17 protein-coding genes are annotated in these 15,989 nt (G+C 67.7%); 5 read left to right on the top strand and 12 right to left on the bottom strand.

The window, feature by feature from the left end:
* Window positions 1–17: 17 nt before the first annotated feature.
* On the bottom strand, window positions 18–707 hold the full coding sequence (locus MRS60_RS24230) for an aspartyl/asparaginyl beta-hydroxylase domain-containing protein (protein WP_243565670.1): 690 nt from the start codon (window positions 705–707) through the stop codon (window positions 18–20).
* A gap of 241 nt (window positions 708–948) precedes the next feature.
* Between MRS60_RS24230 and MRS60_RS24225 the strand changes: the two genes are divergently transcribed.
* Window positions 949–1,293, top strand: coding sequence for a DUF4148 domain-containing protein (locus tag MRS60_RS24225; RefSeq protein WP_105390281.1), 345 nt, complete (start codon window positions 949–951; stop codon window positions 1,291–1,293).
* Window positions 1,294–1,364: 71 nt separating this feature from the next.
* A complete protein-coding gene (locus MRS60_RS24220) occupies window positions 1,365–1,640 on the top strand; it encodes a DUF4148 domain-containing protein (protein ID WP_243566870.1) in 276 nt (91 codons plus the stop codon).
* Between the two features lie 272 nt (window positions 1,641–1,912).
* Here MRS60_RS24220 and MRS60_RS24215 read toward each other — a convergent pair whose 3' ends face one another.
* The 3 genes from MRS60_RS24215 to MRS60_RS24205 all read right to left on the bottom strand — a co-directional run bounded on the left by MRS60_RS24215 (window position 1,913) and on the right by MRS60_RS24205 (window position 4,629).
* A complete protein-coding gene (locus tag MRS60_RS24215) occupies window positions 1,913–2,440 on the bottom strand; it encodes a cytochrome b (protein WP_034180827.1) in 528 nt (175 codons plus the stop codon).
* Between the two features lie 69 nt (window positions 2,441–2,509).
* Window positions 2,510–3,973 (bottom strand): ATP-binding protein, encoded by a 1,464-nt coding sequence (locus tag MRS60_RS24210; protein ID WP_243565669.1) that lies wholly within the window; start codon window positions 3,971–3,973, stop codon window positions 2,510–2,512.
* Window positions 3,970–4,629: a response regulator gene (locus MRS60_RS24205; protein ID WP_034180826.1), complete on the bottom strand. Its 660-nt coding sequence runs from the start codon at window positions 4,627–4,629 to the stop codon at window positions 3,970–3,972. Before MRS60_RS24205 ends, MRS60_RS24210 begins: the two co-directional genes overlap by 4 nt.
* Before the next feature lie 279 nt (window positions 4,630–4,908).
* Between MRS60_RS24205 and MRS60_RS24200 the strand changes: the two genes are divergently transcribed.
* The 3 genes from MRS60_RS24200 to MRS60_RS24190 are packed head-to-tail and all read left to right on the top strand — an operon-like array spanning window position 4,909 to window position 7,565.
* Complete coding sequence (locus MRS60_RS24200) at window positions 4,909–5,259, top strand: hypothetical protein (RefSeq protein WP_105390284.1); 351 nt, start codon at window positions 4,909–4,911, stop codon at window positions 5,257–5,259.
* Window positions 5,260–5,310: 51 nt separating this feature from the next.
* Window positions 5,311–6,480, top strand: a complete 1,170-nt coding sequence (gene hpnI, locus MRS60_RS24195) for a bacteriohopanetetrol glucosamine biosynthesis glycosyltransferase HpnI (protein ID WP_243565668.1) — start codon at window positions 5,311–5,313, stop codon at window positions 6,478–6,480.
* Window positions 6,477–7,565 carry a lysylphosphatidylglycerol synthase domain-containing protein gene (locus MRS60_RS24190; protein ID WP_243565667.1) on the top strand — a complete coding sequence of 363 codons (1,089 nt, stop codon included), beginning with the start codon at window positions 6,477–6,479 and terminating at the stop codon, window positions 7,563–7,565. Before hpnI ends, MRS60_RS24190 begins: the two co-directional genes overlap by 4 nt.
* 68 nt (window positions 7,566–7,633) lie before the next feature.
* Here the strand turns inward: MRS60_RS24190 and denD are convergent, their stop codons facing one another.
* The 8 genes from denD to MRS60_RS24150 form a co-directional block, all read right to left on the bottom strand.
* Window positions 7,634–8,605, bottom strand: coding sequence for a D-erythronate dehydrogenase (gene denD, locus MRS60_RS24185; RefSeq protein ID WP_243565666.1), 972 nt, complete (start codon window positions 8,603–8,605; stop codon window positions 7,634–7,636).
* 28 nt (window positions 8,606–8,633) lie between these two features.
* Window positions 8,634–9,410, bottom strand: a complete 777-nt coding sequence (gene otnI / locus MRS60_RS24180) for a 2-oxo-tetronate isomerase (RefSeq protein ID WP_175962169.1) — start codon at window positions 9,408–9,410, stop codon at window positions 8,634–8,636.
* A 76-nt stretch (window positions 9,411–9,486) separates the two neighbouring features.
* Window positions 9,487–10,812 (bottom strand): MFS transporter, encoded by a 1,326-nt coding sequence (locus MRS60_RS24175; protein WP_131947429.1) that lies wholly within the window; start codon window positions 10,810–10,812, stop codon window positions 9,487–9,489.
* A gap of 121 nt (window positions 10,813–10,933) precedes the next feature.
* A complete protein-coding gene (locus tag MRS60_RS24170; RefSeq protein WP_432207836.1) occupies window positions 10,934–11,575 on the bottom strand; it encodes an aldolase in 642 nt (213 codons plus the stop codon).
* The gene (otnK, locus tag MRS60_RS24165; protein ID WP_243565664.1) at window positions 11,572–12,870 is read right to left on the bottom strand and encodes a 3-oxo-tetronate kinase; all 1,299 of its coding nucleotides are present in this window, start codon (window positions 12,868–12,870) and stop codon (window positions 11,572–11,574) included. Before otnK ends, MRS60_RS24170 begins: the two co-directional genes overlap by 4 nt.
* 19 nt (window positions 12,871–12,889) lie before the next feature.
* On the bottom strand, window positions 12,890–13,780 hold the full coding sequence (ltnD, locus tag MRS60_RS24160) for an L-threonate dehydrogenase (RefSeq protein WP_243565663.1): 891 nt from the start codon (window positions 13,778–13,780) through the stop codon (window positions 12,890–12,892).
* A 70-nt stretch (window positions 13,781–13,850) separates the two neighbouring features.
* Window positions 13,851–14,555 (bottom strand): FadR/GntR family transcriptional regulator, encoded by a 705-nt coding sequence (locus tag MRS60_RS24155; RefSeq protein WP_034180817.1) that lies wholly within the window; start codon window positions 14,553–14,555, stop codon window positions 13,851–13,853.
* Window positions 14,556–14,743: 188 nt separating this feature from the next.
* Entirely contained in the window at window positions 14,744–15,817 is a 1,074-nt protein-coding gene (locus MRS60_RS24150) for a GlxA family transcriptional regulator (protein WP_243565662.1), read from the bottom strand.
* Between the last annotated feature and the right edge of the window lie 172 nt (window positions 15,818–15,989).

Genomic DNA, 15,989 nt, shown 5'->3' with positions numbered 1-15,989 from the left:
GCGCCGGCCGTGTGCCGCTAAACCGGAATCGACCGCCCCCGCACCCGAATCCCGAGCCGCACGACGCCGATCACCGCATTCGACAGCCACGTGAGCAAACGCGGCATCCCGCGCCGGCGGATATCGAGCAGCAGCACGATCCGCACTTCATCACTGTCGTTCCATGCCTCGTGCATGAACGTGTCGTCCCACAGCAGGAAGCGGCCTTCGTCGAGCCGGTATTCGCGGCCATCCACTTTCAGCACGGCGGCCGGCGTGCCGTCCGCGCGCTTCGGCATCGACAGCACGAGGTAGCCGCGCAGGATGCCGCGAAACGGCCCGCGGTGCGGCGGAATGTGCTTGCCCGGCGCGAGGAACGACAGCGATGCGGACAGCACGTCCGGCGACGCCGCGACGATCGACGCCACGGTCGGGCAGCGCGACAGGTTGCGCGAGAACGGCTGGCCGTACGCCTGCATGATGAACATCCGCCAGTCGCGCGCATCGTTGGCCGAGATGTCGTACTGCTCGCGCATGATTTCGTGGAAGCGCGGGATGCGCGGCATGTCGCGCGCCACCGCGAGCGCTTCCGCGCGGATGGCCGGCCACGCACGCATGAAACGCTCGGCGTCCGGGAACGCGGCCGTATCGAGCACCGCGCCGCCGTCGATATGGCGGTCGTACAGCGTGCGGAGCAGGCCGGCTGCATAGTCGTAAGCGGCGGACATGGTCGATCGATGGGCGATCCGTATGAGGTGGCGTCAGTCTGCCCGAAGCGCGGCGGGCGCTGCGTTACGTCAGGTTACGCCGGCTGACGAAAGAATGACAGTTCGATGAATGTCCGGCCCGAGCGGCCCGGGAAGCCGGGAGGCCGCATGGTTCGAACTGCGAAGCGCGGGAATAAACGAACGCCTTCCGTCGTCATACGGGTGTAGCACATCGTCTCGTTGACTTCTGAAGGAGTGGAACATGAACAAGCATTGGCTGGTGGCTGCCACCGTGGCGGCAATTTCTCTCGCGGGTGTCGCGACGCAAGCGTCGGCACAGGCGCTCACGCGTGCGCAGGTCAGGCAGGAACTGATCGACGCCGAAAACAACGGGCTGCGCTTCGTGACCGATACGTCGTATCCGGACGTGAGCCCGCTCTTCCAGCGGCAGGTCGAACAGATGCCGCAGCGTCAGTCCAGCACGGCGGTCGGCAGCGATCCGGCCGTTTCATCCGAAGCAGGAAAACCGGCGGCGATGTCGCCGCGCCAGCGTCCGGCCGCGTGCGTCGGCCCGGCGAGCTTCTGCACGATCTATTTCGGAAGCTGACAAACCGGCCTGCATCCGCAGGTTCGGCATTCACAACGGTTGATCGATACGGAACATTGAAGGAGTTGATGATGAAAACATATATCGCAGTACTGATGATGATCGGAATGATCGTCGGTCAGTCGGCATTCGCGCAATCAGCCGCGCCGCTGACGCGCGCGCAGGTTCGTGACGAGCTGATGCGTCTGGAAGCGGCCGGATATGACCCGGCGAAGGGAGACGACGGCGAGTATCCGGCGGACATCCAGGCCGCGGAAGCGAAGCTCGCCGAGCAGGATCGGGCCCGGCAGGCGGCTGCCGCCATGCATGCGCCGGCCCCCGGTATGCCGGCTCAGATCAGCAACTAGGTGTCGATATGTACGCGTGTGGCTTCTGGCTGTCGTGTTCGCGGTACGGTAATCCGCGTGCGCTGCGCGCCGCTCGACGTGGCCGAAGGGCGCCTGCCGCCATGCCGCTCATCGCACGCCGCTTCGCGCGGCGTCGCGATCATCTCTTCAACCGGTCCCGATGGGTCGGCAGGTTGATCGCGCGATGAACAGGAGGGCAGGCGATGTCGCGAACCGGAACAATCCGGTTCATGCCGGCAATGGGATGGTGTGCTGAAACAGGGGCGCGACGATCACCACGGCATCATGCGTTGCGCGACCTGATCGCGCAGCACGAAGCGGTGCGCCAGCGCGGCTGCCACGTGCAGGCAAATGCCGGCAAACAGTACCCATGCAAGGATGCCGTGCACGTCGCCCATCGCATGACCGAATCCGGAGCCGACCGCCGACAGCGCCGGCAACGGGACGACACCGACCAGCGTGACGGCCCAGGCGCGCGACGATGCGTTGATCCAGCCGAGCAGCGGCACCGCGATCAGCAGCGCGTAGAGCGCGAAATGCGTCACGCCGGACAGCGCGCGCATCGCGGGCGGCAGGTCGCTCGCGGGCGGACGATGCGTCGCGCGCCACAGCACGCGGCAAGCCATTGCCGCGAGCAACGCGGTACCCACGATCAGGTGCGCGGCGATCAGGCCGATCGGTTGCGTATCGCGATGCACTTCGGGCATCGTCCAGCCGATCGCATATTGCGCGACGACCAGCGTCACGATCAGCCAGTGAAGAAAGCGTGCAACTGCGTCATATCGGGCGGGCGTGGGCATGAAAACTCCTGACGAATGGCGGGAATCGTTTATATCGGCGAATTCTACGGGCGAATCCTTAACGAAACGTTAAGCACCCGGCATCGCGCGCGATCGATCGTCGTGTTCGCCGGCCGGCGCACTGTGCGGCATCGATCCGGCCGCGTTCGCCGACGGCAGCGCGACCACGACGCCAAGGCCTTGGCCGCCGATGCCGGGCTCGAACTGCACCGTGCCGCCGAAGTATTGCGCGATGCGCGTGACGATCGACAGCCCGAGCCCGCTGCCGGGCGATTGCGTACCGCTGCCGCGATAGAAGCGATCGCCGAGCCGTTCGTGTTCGCCGGGAGCGACGCCTGGCCCGTCGTCGCGCACGACGATGCGTTGCAGCGCGCCATCGTCGTGCACGCCGAGCTCGATGCGGCCACCGCGGCGGCCGTACTTGATCGCGTTGTCGACGAGATTGTCGAGCAGGATGCCGATCAGGATCGGATCGGCATCGATCGCGCGTTCGGATACATCCCCGGTCACGATGTCGATGGTCTTGTCCGATGCCTTCGCGAGATGGCGATCGACGGCGGCGTCGACGAGTTCGCGGACGACGACGGCGCGCGTCGGAATGCGTTCGTATTCGTCGAGCCGCGCGAGCAGCAGCAACTGTTCGGCGAGACGCGCGCTGCGGTCGACGCCTTGCACGACGCGCTGCATCGCCAGCTGCTTGCGCGCAGGATCGTCGGTCGCGATCGCGACCTGGGCCTGAACCTTGATCGCGGCCAGCGGCGTCTTGAGTTCGTGCGCCGCGTCGGACGTGAACGCGCGCTCGCGCACGATCGATTGCCGCAGCCTCGCCAGCAGTCGGTCGATCGCGTCGACCAGCGTGCGCACTTCCTCCGGCACGGTGGCGATGCCGAGCGGTTCGAGCGATCGCGCATCGCGTGCGCCGATCAGCGTCGACAGCGTCTTCAACGGCGCGAGACTGCGTCCGATCAGGTACCAGAGGAGGAGCGCCAGCACCGGGAGCGCGACGATCAGCGGCAACACGATGCCGCGTGCGATGCCGGTCGCCAGGTCGCTGCGCGTGTTGAGCGTTTCCATCACGCGTATCCATCGCCCCGACGGGTTGTCGCGCAGCGTATGCGTGCGCCATTGCGTGTCGCCGATGACGATCGTCCGAGGGGCGCCGCGCGGTTCGCGTGCATCGGGCAGGCCGGCGGCGTCGGCCGGCAGGTTCGATGCGACGACGTGGTTCTGCGCGTCGCGCACCTCGAACAGCATGTCGCGCGGCAGGCGATCGCCGTCGTTGTCGGAGCCCGATCTTGATTCGCCGAGCGCCAGTTCGACACGCGCGTCGGGCGGAAAGCGGGCGAGGCGGGCGAGGTCGGCCGGCGACAGACCGACGAGCAGCGACGCATACTCGACGAGGCGCGCGTCTTCCCATTCGCCGATCTCGCGCGTGGCGTGCCGGAAGCTGCCGAACACGGCGACGATCCACACGACGATGACGCAGCCGAGCGCCATCGCCGACACGCGGCGTCGTATCGACCGCGAGATCATGGCGCGTCGACGACGTAGCCGATACCCCGGACGGTGCGGATCAATTCCGCGCCGAGCTTCTTGCGCAGGTTCGAGATATGGACCTCGATCGCATTGCTTTCGATGCCTTCCTGCCAGCCGTACAGGCCGTCCTCGAGACGCGCGCGCGACTGGGGGCTGCCCGGGTGGCTGACGAGCTGAACCAGGATCGCCCATTCGCGTGCGGTGAGCGCGATGCGCGATGCATCGCGTGTCACCGTGTGAGCGGTCAGGTCGATCGTGATGTCGCGCCATACGATCTCGTCGCCGGCGCGGCCCTGCGAGCGGCGCACGAGCGCGCGACAGCGGGCGAGCACCTCGGACAGTTCGAACGGTTTCGCGAGATAGTCGTCCGCGCCGTCGTCGAGGCCGCGCACGCGGTCGGCGACGGTGCCGCGCGCGGTCAGAACCAGCACGGGGACCGTATCGCCCGCATCGCGCAACGCACGCAGCAGTTCCGTTCCCGATTTGCCGGGCAGGCCGAGATCGAGCACGACGAGCGCGAAGCGCGTCGTCGCGAGCGCCGCGGCGGCCGCGTGGCCGTCGCGCAGCCAGTCGACGTGATAGCCGGCCTGGCTCAGGCTGACCTCGAGGCCGCTGCCGATCAGGTCGTCGTCTTCAACAAGGAGGAGTCGCATGGTCGATTCGCGTGCAGGTGTATGCGATTGTACGAGCCCGACTGTGCGTGCAAGGCAACCGATTGTAATTGAGCGATCTCAAACATCGTCCGATTCTGAAGAACGCTTAAGGTTTGCGGCCGGCATTCCCGCTACTATCGGCCTCGACATTTCTCCCCCCTGACCCCGACCCGGGTTTGCGGCGTTCGGCACGGACCGAATGCAGCGGCCCACGAATCCGCGACCCTTCAGTTTGATTTCAAATCGATCCGGGTCGCCCGCACGGGAGGTTCATTCTTCATGGCACCCTCGACGATCGAGCGATGGCGCGCCCACCTGCTGATCGCCGCGCTGGCCGGCATGTTCGTTCAGTGCTTCGTGCTGGTTTCGCTGCTTGCATTGCGCGTACCCGAGGCGTTTTTCACGACGATGACATTTCGCGCGTGGATCGTCGTCGCGGTTGCGACCGCGATCCTTTCGGCCCGCAAGCTTGCCGATGCGGCGTTCAGGGCCGCAGTCGCGTGCGGATACGTGCGCGTGACCGGAATCGATCGCCGTACGGTAGTTGTGTCATCTGATTGCGCGTACCGTCGGTTGGTCGTCCTTCATATCCGGCTCAACGGGAATCGATACGGCAGCGTGCACGGGTGATCCCGCGTGCGCGGCCGGTTGCGGTCGTACGGGTCACCACTGGGGAGAAGCATGGTTTTGCTGCATGTGCTGCACGCGCTGGCCGGGGCACTGTCGATCGTCTGCGGGCTGGGCGTGTTGCTGGGCATTGCCTACACGATCACGGCCAGCGTGCTGGTCGGCAGGTTCTTTTCCCGGGCGGCGGCGGTGCCGCGCGATTATCCGGGCGTCACCGTCGCGAAGCCGCTGCACGGCGACGAATGGGATCTCGTACAGCATCTCGAAAGCTACTTCGTGCAGGATTATCCGGGGCCGGTCCAGCACCTGTTCGGCGTGCACGATGCGGGCGACGCGGCGCTCGCGGCCGTCGAGACGCTGCGCGCGCGCTATCCGGACGCGAACATCAAGGTCGTCGCCGATGCGCGGCTGTACGGGCCGAACCGCAAGGTCGCGAATCTCGTCAACATGCTCGAACATGCGGAGCATTCGGTGCTTTGTCTTGCCGACAGCGACGTGCTGGTCGGGCGCGATTATTTGAGTGCGGTCGTCGGCGCGCTACAGCAGCCGGAAGTCGGTATCGTGACGAGCGTGTATCGCGGTGTCGCGTCGCCGGGCTTCTGGCCTGGCGTCGCCGTCGCGATGACGAATTACCATTTCCTGCCCGGCGTGATTACCGGGCTTTTCATCGGGCGTGCACGGCCATGCTTTGGACAGACGATTGCGATCACGCGCGCGACGCTCGAACGCATCGGCGGGCTCGCGCGTTTCGCGCATCACCTGGCCGAGGATCACGCGCTCGGCGAAGCGGTGCGGCAGGTGGGCGCGCAGGTCGTCATCCCGCCGTTCGTCGTCGGGCATGCCTGTGTCGAAGAGACGTTCGCCAAGTTGTATGCGCACGAATTGCGCTGGAGTTGCACGATTCGCGCGGCGGACCGGCTCGGTCATGCCGGGTCGGTGCTGATGCACCCGGTGCCGCTCGCGCTGCTGGCCGTGCTGTTCTCCGGCGGTACGTCGGCCGCCTGCTGGCTGACGGTCGCGGCGCTGGCCGCGCGGGCGCTGCTGATGCTGAAAACGAGCCGTGCGACCTGCGCCGGCCTGCGCGGCGCCCTCTGGCTGCCGTTCGTCGATCTGCTGCAGTTCATGGTCTTCGTGGCGAGCTTCTTCTCGTCGCACGTCGTCTGGCGCGGCACGCGCTTTCGCGTCGACCGGGAAGGCTTGCTGTCGCCGGCGGGTGAATCATGACGACGCAGACGAACACCGCCAACGCCGACGCGGAACGCGTGTCCGCGCGTCACGACGCACGGCTGCGACATGCGGGACGCGCGGCGGCGCTGGCCGGGCTGGCGCTCGCGGTGTGGCTGATCTGGCGCGAGCATCCGCTGGAGATCCTGCATCGGCTGCGGGTCGCCGGCGCCGGGCTGCTCGTCGCCGCGTTGGCCCACGTTCTGCCGATGCTCGCGAATGCGTGGGACTGGCGGATGCTGATCCGCGGCCCGCGCCGGCCGTCGTTCGGGGCGATGCTGAAGCTCGTGTGGATCCGCGAATCGATCAACGGGCTGTTGCCGGTCGCGCGGATCGGCGGCGAGATCGTGTCGTTCGGGCTGTTGCGGCAGGCGGGCGTGCGGCCGGCGACCATCGTGGCCAGCCTCGTCGCGGACATGCAGCTCACGCTGATCAGCCAGCTGGTGTTCGCGCTGATCGCGATCGGCTACGTGCTCGAACACGTATCGTCCGACGCCGCGCAGGTGGCCGCGCACCTCGCCATCGGCATGGCGGCGCTGGTTCCGGTGCTGCTGCTGTTCGCGCTGGTGCAGCATGCGCGGCCGTTCGAGCGCGCGATGCGCGCGGTCAACCGGATCACGAGCGGCAAGGTGGTCGCGCTGGTCGGCGAATCGGCACGCACCGATCAGTCGATCCGGATGATCTGGAGAAAGACCGGCATCGTCGTGCGCTATCTGGGGATCTGGCAGACGCTGCAGTTTGCGGGTTATGCGCTGGAAATCTGGCTCGCGCTTTACTTCCTCGGCGCCGATCCGACCTTTGCGCAGGCGCTCGCGATCGAGGCACTGATCCAGCTCGTGAGCAGCATCGCGTTCGTGATGCCGGGTGGTTTGGGCGTGCAGGAGGGCGGGTTCGTGCTGATCGGCGGGCTGCTCGGGTTCGACGCGCCGACCTGTCTCGCGCTGGCCGGCGCCCGCCGCGTGCGCGATCTGCTGTTCTATCTGCCGGGCTTGCTGGCGTGGCAGTGGGCGGCCGGTTCGGCGAACCGGCAGGGCGGCACGAAGCGCGCGTCGCCGAGCATCGGGGAATCCGCCAGGCCGCGCTGACGCGGCCCGACGACGCTGCGTGCGTGCCCGGGCGGGCACGTATCGGCCGACGCAGCGCGGCGCGTGAATCAGCGCCGTTCGTCGGCGATATGGCTGCGGATCACGTCCGCGAACGACGTGTCGCCCTTCAGCCCGAGCGCTTCCGCGCGCGTCGTGTCCCAGCGGCCCGGCCAGCTGCCGACGATCTTTTCGACGCGCTCGTCGGGCGCATGGCGGATCAGCTTCACGACGTCGTTGCCCGCGACTTCGCGCAGCGCTTCGATCATCTCGTCGACCGACACCGACAGGCCGGGCAGGTTGATCACGCGCTTGTTGCCGAGCTTCGCGCTGTCGATCTCGCAGCCCGCGACGAGCGCTTCGATCGCGCCGCGCGGCGACAGCAGCCACAGCCGCGTCGAACCCGGTACCGGGCACACGCTTTCCTCGCCGTTCAGCGGCTCGCGGATGATGCCGCTCGCGAACGACGAAGCAGCCGCGTTCGGGCGGCCGGGCCGCACGCTGATGGTCGGCAGCCGCAGCACGCGGCCGTCGACGAAGCCGCGCCGCGCGTAGTCGCACAGCAGCAGTTCGGCGATCGCCTTCTCGGCGCCATATGACGATTGCGGGTTCAGCGCGGTGTCGTCCTGCACGACGTCGGGCAGTGCGCCGCCGTACACCGCGACGGAGCTCGTAAACACGACGCGCGGCTGGTGGCCGCGGGCGCGGCACACTTCGAGCAGCGTGCGCGATGCGTCGAGGTTGATCCGCATGCCGAGATCGAAATCGGCTTCGGCCTGCCCGCTGACGATCGCCGCGAGGTGGAAGATCGCACCGGTCTGCGTGTCGATCGCGCTTTCGAGCACCGCGCGATCGGCGATGTCGCCGACGATCGACGTCACACGCGCATCGCCGAAATCGCTGCCCTTGACGACGTCGAGCAGCACCAGCTCGTCGATCTTGCTGGTCCGCCCGTCGAGGCCGGTCAGTTCGCCGCGCTCGAGCAGCTTGCGCGCGAGACGCTGGCCGAGAAAGCCGGCGCCGCCGGTGATCAGTACTTTCATGTTCTTTATCCTCTGGGGAATACGGGAATCACAGGTACGGCTTGAGCCAGCCGAGGCCGGCCGACGTGCCGGCCTTCGGGCGGTATTCGCAGCCGATCCAGCCGTCGTAGCCGAGCGCGTCGATCAGCTCGAACAGATACGGGTAGTTGAGTTCGCCGAGATCCGGCTCGTGGCGCTCGGGCACGCCCGCGATCTGGATGTGGCCGATGCCCGCGAAATCGCGCTTGAGCTTCATCGCGAGATCGCCTTCGACGATCTGGCAGTGGTAGCAGTCGAACTGCACCTTCAGGTTCGGCGCGCCGACTTCCGCGCAGATCGCCTGCGCGTCGTCCTGGCGGCTCAGGAAATAGCCGGGCATGTCGCGCTGGTTGATCGGCTCGATCAGGATCGTGACGCCGCGCGGGGCGGCTGCCTGCACCGCATGCCGCAGGTTCGACAGGTAGGTGTCGCGATGGCGTGCGCGGTCGGCGCCCGGCGCGACCATGCCGGCCATCACGTGCAGCTTCTTGTTGCCGAGCACGCGCGCATAGTCGAGCGCCTGGTCGATGCCGCGCCGGAATTCGTCCTCGCGGCCCGGCAGCGACGCGATGCCGCGTTCGCCCGCGGCCCAGTCGCCCGGCGGCGCGTTGAACAGCGCCTGTTCGAGGTTGTGCGAGTCGAGGCGTGCACGGATGTCCTCGGCCGCGAAGTCGTACGGGAACAGGTACTCGACGGCCTTGAAGCCGTCGTAGGCGGCAGCGGCGAAGCGTTCGAGGAACGCGTGCTCGTTGTACATCATCGAGAGGTTGGCGGCGAAGCGTGGCATGGCAGCGGGTCCTGTGAATGAATGGGGCGGGGCATACCGCGCCCCGCGTCGAATGGTGGCTCAGCGGCTCGGCAACTCAGCGGTTCACGAGTTTCGCGGGCGTGAGCCACACGGCGATCGCGCCGATCACGAGCATCGCCGCCAGCACGTACATGCCGGACGACGTGCTGTGCGTGGCGTCCTTCAGGTAGCCGATCACGTAGGGGCTCGCGAAACCGGCGAGGTTGCCGATCGAGTTGATGATCGCGATCCCGGCCGCGGCCGCGGAGCCCGCGAGGAACGCGGTCGGCAGCGACCAGAACAGCGGAGCGCAGGTCAGCACGCCGCCCGCCGCGAGCGACAGGAACACGATCGACACCACCGTATTGTGCGAGTACGACGCGGCGACCGCAAACCCGACCGCGCCCATCAGCGCGGGCACGATCAGGTGCCAGCGGCGTTCGCGGCGCTTGTCCGCGCTGTGACCGAACAGGTTCATCACGACGATCGCGACGACGAACGGGATCGCGGACAGCAGGCCGATCTGCAGCGTATCGGTGATGCCGGTCGATTTCACGAGCGTCGGCATCCAGAACGTGAGGCCGTACTGGCCCGTGACGAACGCGAAGTAGATCAGCGACATCCACCACATGCGCGGGTCCGAGAACACGGCCTTCAGCGAATGGCCGTGCTGCTGCTGTTCCTGCGGCTGCGCGGCGATTTCGTCTTCGAGGAGCTGCTTCTCGCGCTCGTCGAGCCACTTCGCGCCGCGGATGCTGTTGTCGAGATACAGGATCGTCGCGATGCCGATGAGCACGGCCGGCACGGCTTCGATCATGAACATCCATTGCCAGCCGTGGAAGCCCGAGCCGCCGTGGAAGCGCTCCATGATCCAGCCCGACAGCGGATTGCCGAAGATGCCCGATACGGGGATCGCGGACATGAACACCGCGATGATCTTCGCGCGGCGGTGCGACGGGAACCAGTACGTGAGGTACAGGATCACGCCGGGGTAGAAGCCGGCTTCCGCGAGGCCGAGCAGGAAGCGCAGCACGTAGAACTGCGTCGGCGTCTTCACGAACGCGAACAGCGCGGACAGCAGGCCCCACGTGATCATGATCCGCGCGATCCAGATGCGCGCGCCGAGGCGGTGCATCAGCAGGTTGCTTGGCAGTTCGAACAGAAAGTAGCCGAGGAAGAAGATGCCCGCGCCGAGGCCGAACACGGTTTCGCTGAATGCGAGATCCTGCGACATCTGCAGCTTCGCGAAGCCGACGTTCACGCGGTCGAGATACGCGACCACGTAGCAGAGCATCAGGAACGGCACGATGCGCCAGAACACTTTCTTGTAGGTGCGGTCGAGTTCGGCCGAATGGGCGGGCGCGGCGGGCGAGCGGCCTGCGGCCGCGTCAAGAGCAGTCATCGTCGTGTCTCCAGGGATGTCGTGTGCCGGCGGCGCGTAGGCTGCCGGATCGTATGTGTGTGCTGACGGAAGGGCCCGCGCACACGGCGGGCATGGGAATCGGTACGGGGTGCGCGCCGCGTTACCAGCGCGCGCCGAAGGTCTGGCGCAGTTCGTCGAGCGCCGCGTCGGAAAGCGGCTCGGGCTTCGGGTTCGTCATCAGCCACAGCCGTGCGGTTTCCTCGAGCTCCTCGAGCGCATACGACGCGTGCGACACCGACGGCCCCCACATCACGGGGCCGAGGCGGTCGAGCAATACGCCGCGCACCTGGTCGGCGAGCGCCGCGACTTCGGCCGCGACGGCCGGGTCGCCGGGGCGGCGGTAACGGATCAGCGGAATGTGGCCGACCTTCATCACGTAGTACGGCGTGATCGGCGGCAGCACGTCGGTATCGCGCCACACGCCCGCGAGCGTCAACGCGACGAGGTGCGTCGAATGCGTGTGGACGACGCCGTTCGCTTCGGCGTTGCGCGCGTAGATGCCGCGATGCAGCGCGAGCGTCTTCGACGGCTTGCCGCCCGATACGGGCTGGCCGTCGGCGCCGACCTTCGCGATGTCGTTCGGGTCGAGCCGGCCGAGGCACGCGTCGGTCGGCGTGATCAGCCAGCCGTCGGGCAGGCGCGCGCTGATGTTGCCGGCGCTGCCGACCGCGTGGCCGCGTGCATACAGGCTCGCGCCGACGACGCAGATCTCTTCGCGCAGTTTTGCTTCGTCGCTCATCATGCGGCTCCGTCCAGCGCGCGCAGCGCCTTGTCGAAAAAGTCCGTCGTGCCGAAGTTGCCGGATTTCAGCGCGAGGCCGAGCGGCTGCGCGTCGATGGTGGCCGTGGCCGGCACACCCGGATCGATCTGCGCGCCGATCTGCAGCGATTTCACGTCGAGTGCCTGCACGACCGAGCCGGACGTCTCGCCGCCGGCGACGACGAACTTGCGCACGCCGAGTTCGCGCAGGCCCTGCGCGATCGCCGCGAGCGTGCTTTCGACGAGATGTCCGGCCGCTTCGACGCCGAGCGTCTGCTGCACGGCCTTCACTTCGTCGGGCGTGGCAGTTGCGTAGATCAGCACCGGCTGCGGCAGGTGCGACCGTGCGAAGGCGAGCGCTTCGTCGACGACGGGCTCGCCGCGCGACGCCGCGAGCGGATCGATGCGGAAGCTCGGCCGCGTCGCGCGCCATGCGGCGACCTGCGCGTTGGTTGCTTTCGACGCGCTGCCGGCGAGCACGGCCGACAGCCCGTCGATGCGCGGCAGCGATGCCGCGTTGTCGCGTTCGGGCAGTTGCTCCGCGCGGCGGAAATTCGCGGGCAGGCCGAGCGCGATGCCCGAGCCGCCGGTGACAAGCGGCAGGCCCGCGCAGGCTTCGCCGAGCACGTAGAGATCGCGGTCGGACAGCGCGTCGGCGATCGCGAAGCGCGCACCTTCCGCGCGCAACTGGTCGATCCGCGCGCGCACCGCAGCCGCGCCCAGCGCGATCGTGTCGTAGCGGATCAGGCCGACCGGCGACTTCGTTTGCCGTTGCAGCACGCGCACCAGGTTCGCGTCCTTCATCGGCGTGAGCGGATGGTTCTCCATGCCCGATTCGTTCAGCAGCACGTCGCCGACGAACAGGTGGCCGCGATAGATCGTGCGGCCGTTCTCCGGGAACGCCGGGCACGCGATCGTGAAGCCGCCGCCGGCCGCATCGAGCAGCGCGTCGGCCACCGGCCCGATGTTGCCCGCATCGGTCGAATCGAAGGTCGAGCAGTACTTGAAGAAAAACTGCCGGCAGCCTTGCGCGCGCAGCCATTCGTACGCGGCGAGCGATTGCGCGACGGCATCGGCCGCGGGGATCGTGCGCGACTTCAGCGCGACGACGATCGCGTCGGCGTCGACTGCAGTGTCGACTGCGGCATCGCCGGCAGGCACGCCGATCGTCTGCACGGTGCGCATGCCGCTCTTGACGAGCATGTTCGCGAGATCGGTCGCGCCGGTGAAATCGTCGGCGATGCAGCCGAGCAGGGGACGGGAAGCGGAAGCGGTCATGGCGGGAACGTCGTTCGAATCAGCGGGCGGGCGGCAGCGTGATGCCGGGGAAAGTCTTGATCACGGCGGAATCGTCCTCGCCGCCGTGGCCGGCGCTCGACGCGCTCATGAACATCTGGTGCGCGGTGGCCGACAGCGGCAGCGGGAACTTGCTGCGGCGCGCGGTATCGAGCACGAGGCCGAGATCCTTCACGAAGATGTCGACGGCCGACAGCGGCGTGTAGTCGCCGTTCAGGATGTGCGGCACGCGGTTCTCGAACATCCACGAATTGCCGGCGCTGTGCGTGATCACGTCGTACAGCGCGTCGGCATCGACGCCTTCGCGCAGGCCCAGCGCCATCGCCTCGGCGGCCGCCGCGATGTGCACGCCGGCCAGCAACTGGTTGATGATCTTCACCTTCGAGCCGATGCCGTGCGCGTCGCCGAGGCGATAGACCTTGCCGGCGATCGCGGCGAGCACGTCCTCGCAGCCCGCGTACGCGGCGGCCGGGCCGGACGTCATCATCGTCATCTCGCCCGATGCCGCGCGTGCGGCGCCGCCCGACACGGGCGCATCGAGCATCTGCAGGCCGGCGGCCTCGATGCGTGCACCGAGCGCGACCGCGAATTCGGGCGCGACGGTCGCGCTCGCGATCACGACGCCGCCCGGCTTCATCGCCGCGACCGCGCCGTGCTCGCCGAACAGCACCGTTTCCGTCTGCGCGGCATTGACGACGAGCGTGACGACGACGTCGCACTGCGCGCCGAGTTCGGCCGGCGTCGCGCAGGCAATGCCGCCTTCGGCGGCGAATGCCTGCAGCACGGCGTCGCGCACGTCGCATGCGTGCACGCGCAAGCCTGCGCGCAGCAGCGAGCGGGCGACGCCGAGGCCCATCGCGCCGAGGCCGATGACTCCAACATTTCGTGACATGGTCAACCTTGATCGATTCGGGAGAGGTTCGGGACAACGGCGCCGCCTGGCTCGGCAGGCGCCGCAGGCTTCAGCAGATGCCGGCTTCCGCGAGACGGCGGGCGGCGTTGTACATGTGCGTGCGCGCCGCGTTGCGCGCCGCCATCGGGTCGCGCGCGCGGATCGCGTCGGCGATCGCCGCGTGTTCCTCGCGCACCTGGCGCGAGAAATCCTCGCGCGTCGCTTCGTTGCTGCGCGTGACTTTCACGCCGGCTTCGAGGTACTGGTTCAGGAACTGCAGCGTCTTCAGGAAATACGGGTTGCCGGTGACGGCGGCGATCGTGCGGTGGAACGCGACGTCTTCCGCGACGCCGTCGCGCCCCTCGGCTACTGCTTCGTCGATCTTGCGCAGCGCGTCGTCGATGTCGGCCATGTCGTCGTCGCTGTGATGCAGCGCGGCTTCGGCCGCGACTTCAGCCTCGATCGCGCGGCGCACCGCGAGCAGGTGCGGCATCGAGCTCGCCTCGACGGCTTCCGCGTAGTCGATCCGCAGCGGCCGGATCGCGCCGTGCTGGTTCACGTACACGCCGCTGCCCTGGCGCGGCTCGACCACGCCTTCGTTCTTCAGCCGCGAGATCGCCTCGCGGATCACGGTGCGGCTCACGCCGAATTCCTGCGCGAGCACGGCTTCGGTCGGCAACTTGCCGGTGGCCGAGAAACTGCCGACTTCGATCTGCTTGAGCAGTTGCTGCGCGACGTGATCGCTCATCGCGCGGGCGGGAATTTTCTCGAACATGGCGCTCTGGTTTGTAAGGTGATGTGGTCATCATACAAATTTGAGCGAGGTGAAGCATCCGGAATAACCCTCGATCTACGATATACAACGTCGGTCAAATGGGATGAAACCGGTTCCAAAAGAGTCGAAACTGGCACGATTGCGCGCCGTTCTATGGTCGATCAGGAAGGAGCGGGTGCCCGCGGCCGTCAGTCGGCCGTGTCCTCGACGGGGTCGGCCGCCGCATCCGGCGCTGCGCCGGCTTCCACCGCTTCGCCGCCGCGCTCGCGATACGTCGCCGGCGGCACGCCGAACTGCTTGCGGAATTCGCGCCCGAGGTGCGACGCATCGGCGAACCCGCAGCTCGATGCGATATCGGCCACCGTCCGGTCCGAACTCGTCAGCAGCCACGCGGCCGTGCGCAGCCGCACCTGCTTCGCGAACACCTGCGGGCTCTTGCCCGTCTCGGCCTTGAACAACCGCTCGAGCTGTCGTGTCGACAGGTCGAGCTTGCACGCCAGTTCATCGAGCGGCAGCGTGCGCCCGACATGCTGTTCCATCAGGAGAATCGCGCGCTTGACCTTCGGATGCGTCGCGGGTTCGAGCCCCGGCGGGTGCGGCTGCGGCGCGTTGCCCTTCTGCATCTCGCCGACGAGCAGGATGCGCAGCGCCTTCTGCACGGTCGCGTGGTCGAAATGGCGCAGCAGGATCGCGGCGGCGACGTCGATCGACGCGCGGCCGCCCGAGCAGGTGATCCGGCGCCGGTCGATCACGAACAGCCGGTCGGCGATCAGCAGGTCGGGATCGGCGGACGGGAAGCGTTCGATGAAATCCCAGTAGTGGAACCAGCTCACGCAGGTGCGGTAGCCGTCGAGCACGCCGGCGCGCATCAGCGTGAACACGCCGGTGCAGATCCCGACGACCGTCGCGCCGCCGGCCGCCGCGCGGCGGACGAAGTCGAGCGTTTCGGGGCCGGCTTGCGGCCCCGAATGCAGCAGCCCGCCGACCACGACCACATAGTCGAACGGTTCGGCCGCGTCGAACGTCTCCCACGGCGTGATCTGGATCCCGCAACTCGCGCGCACCGGCGCGAGGGTCTCGCCGATCACGCTCCACGCGCAGCGCACGGGCTTGCTGTAGTCGCCGTCGTCGGCCGACAGCCGCAGCATGTCGACGAAGCCCGAGAAGGCCGTCAGCGTGAAGTTCGGCAGCAGCACGATGCCGAAGCGGATGCGCCGCGGTGCGGGTTCTGCAAGGGGGGAGGCGGGTACGTCGGGTGTCATCGCGGCCAATCTCGTCACGCCGGGCAGGCGGTCTCACTCGTTTCACTCTGGTTGCGGGTACGGCTGCCGGGGCGGCGCGGATGGTGCCAGCGTCGCCGATCGGCTTCGGCCGGACTTGTGGTTTTCCGTCGCGAACCATCGCCAAACCGTACTTTTGCACCGGCCGGCGCGG

Source organism: Burkholderia pyrrocinia (assembly GCF_022809715.1).
Taxonomy (GTDB): domain Bacteria; phylum Pseudomonadota; class Gammaproteobacteria; order Burkholderiales; family Burkholderiaceae; genus Burkholderia; species Burkholderia pyrrocinia_C.
The sequence above is the reverse complement of the archived record's forward strand: the minus strand, read 5'-3'. Positions and strand labels throughout refer to the sequence as shown.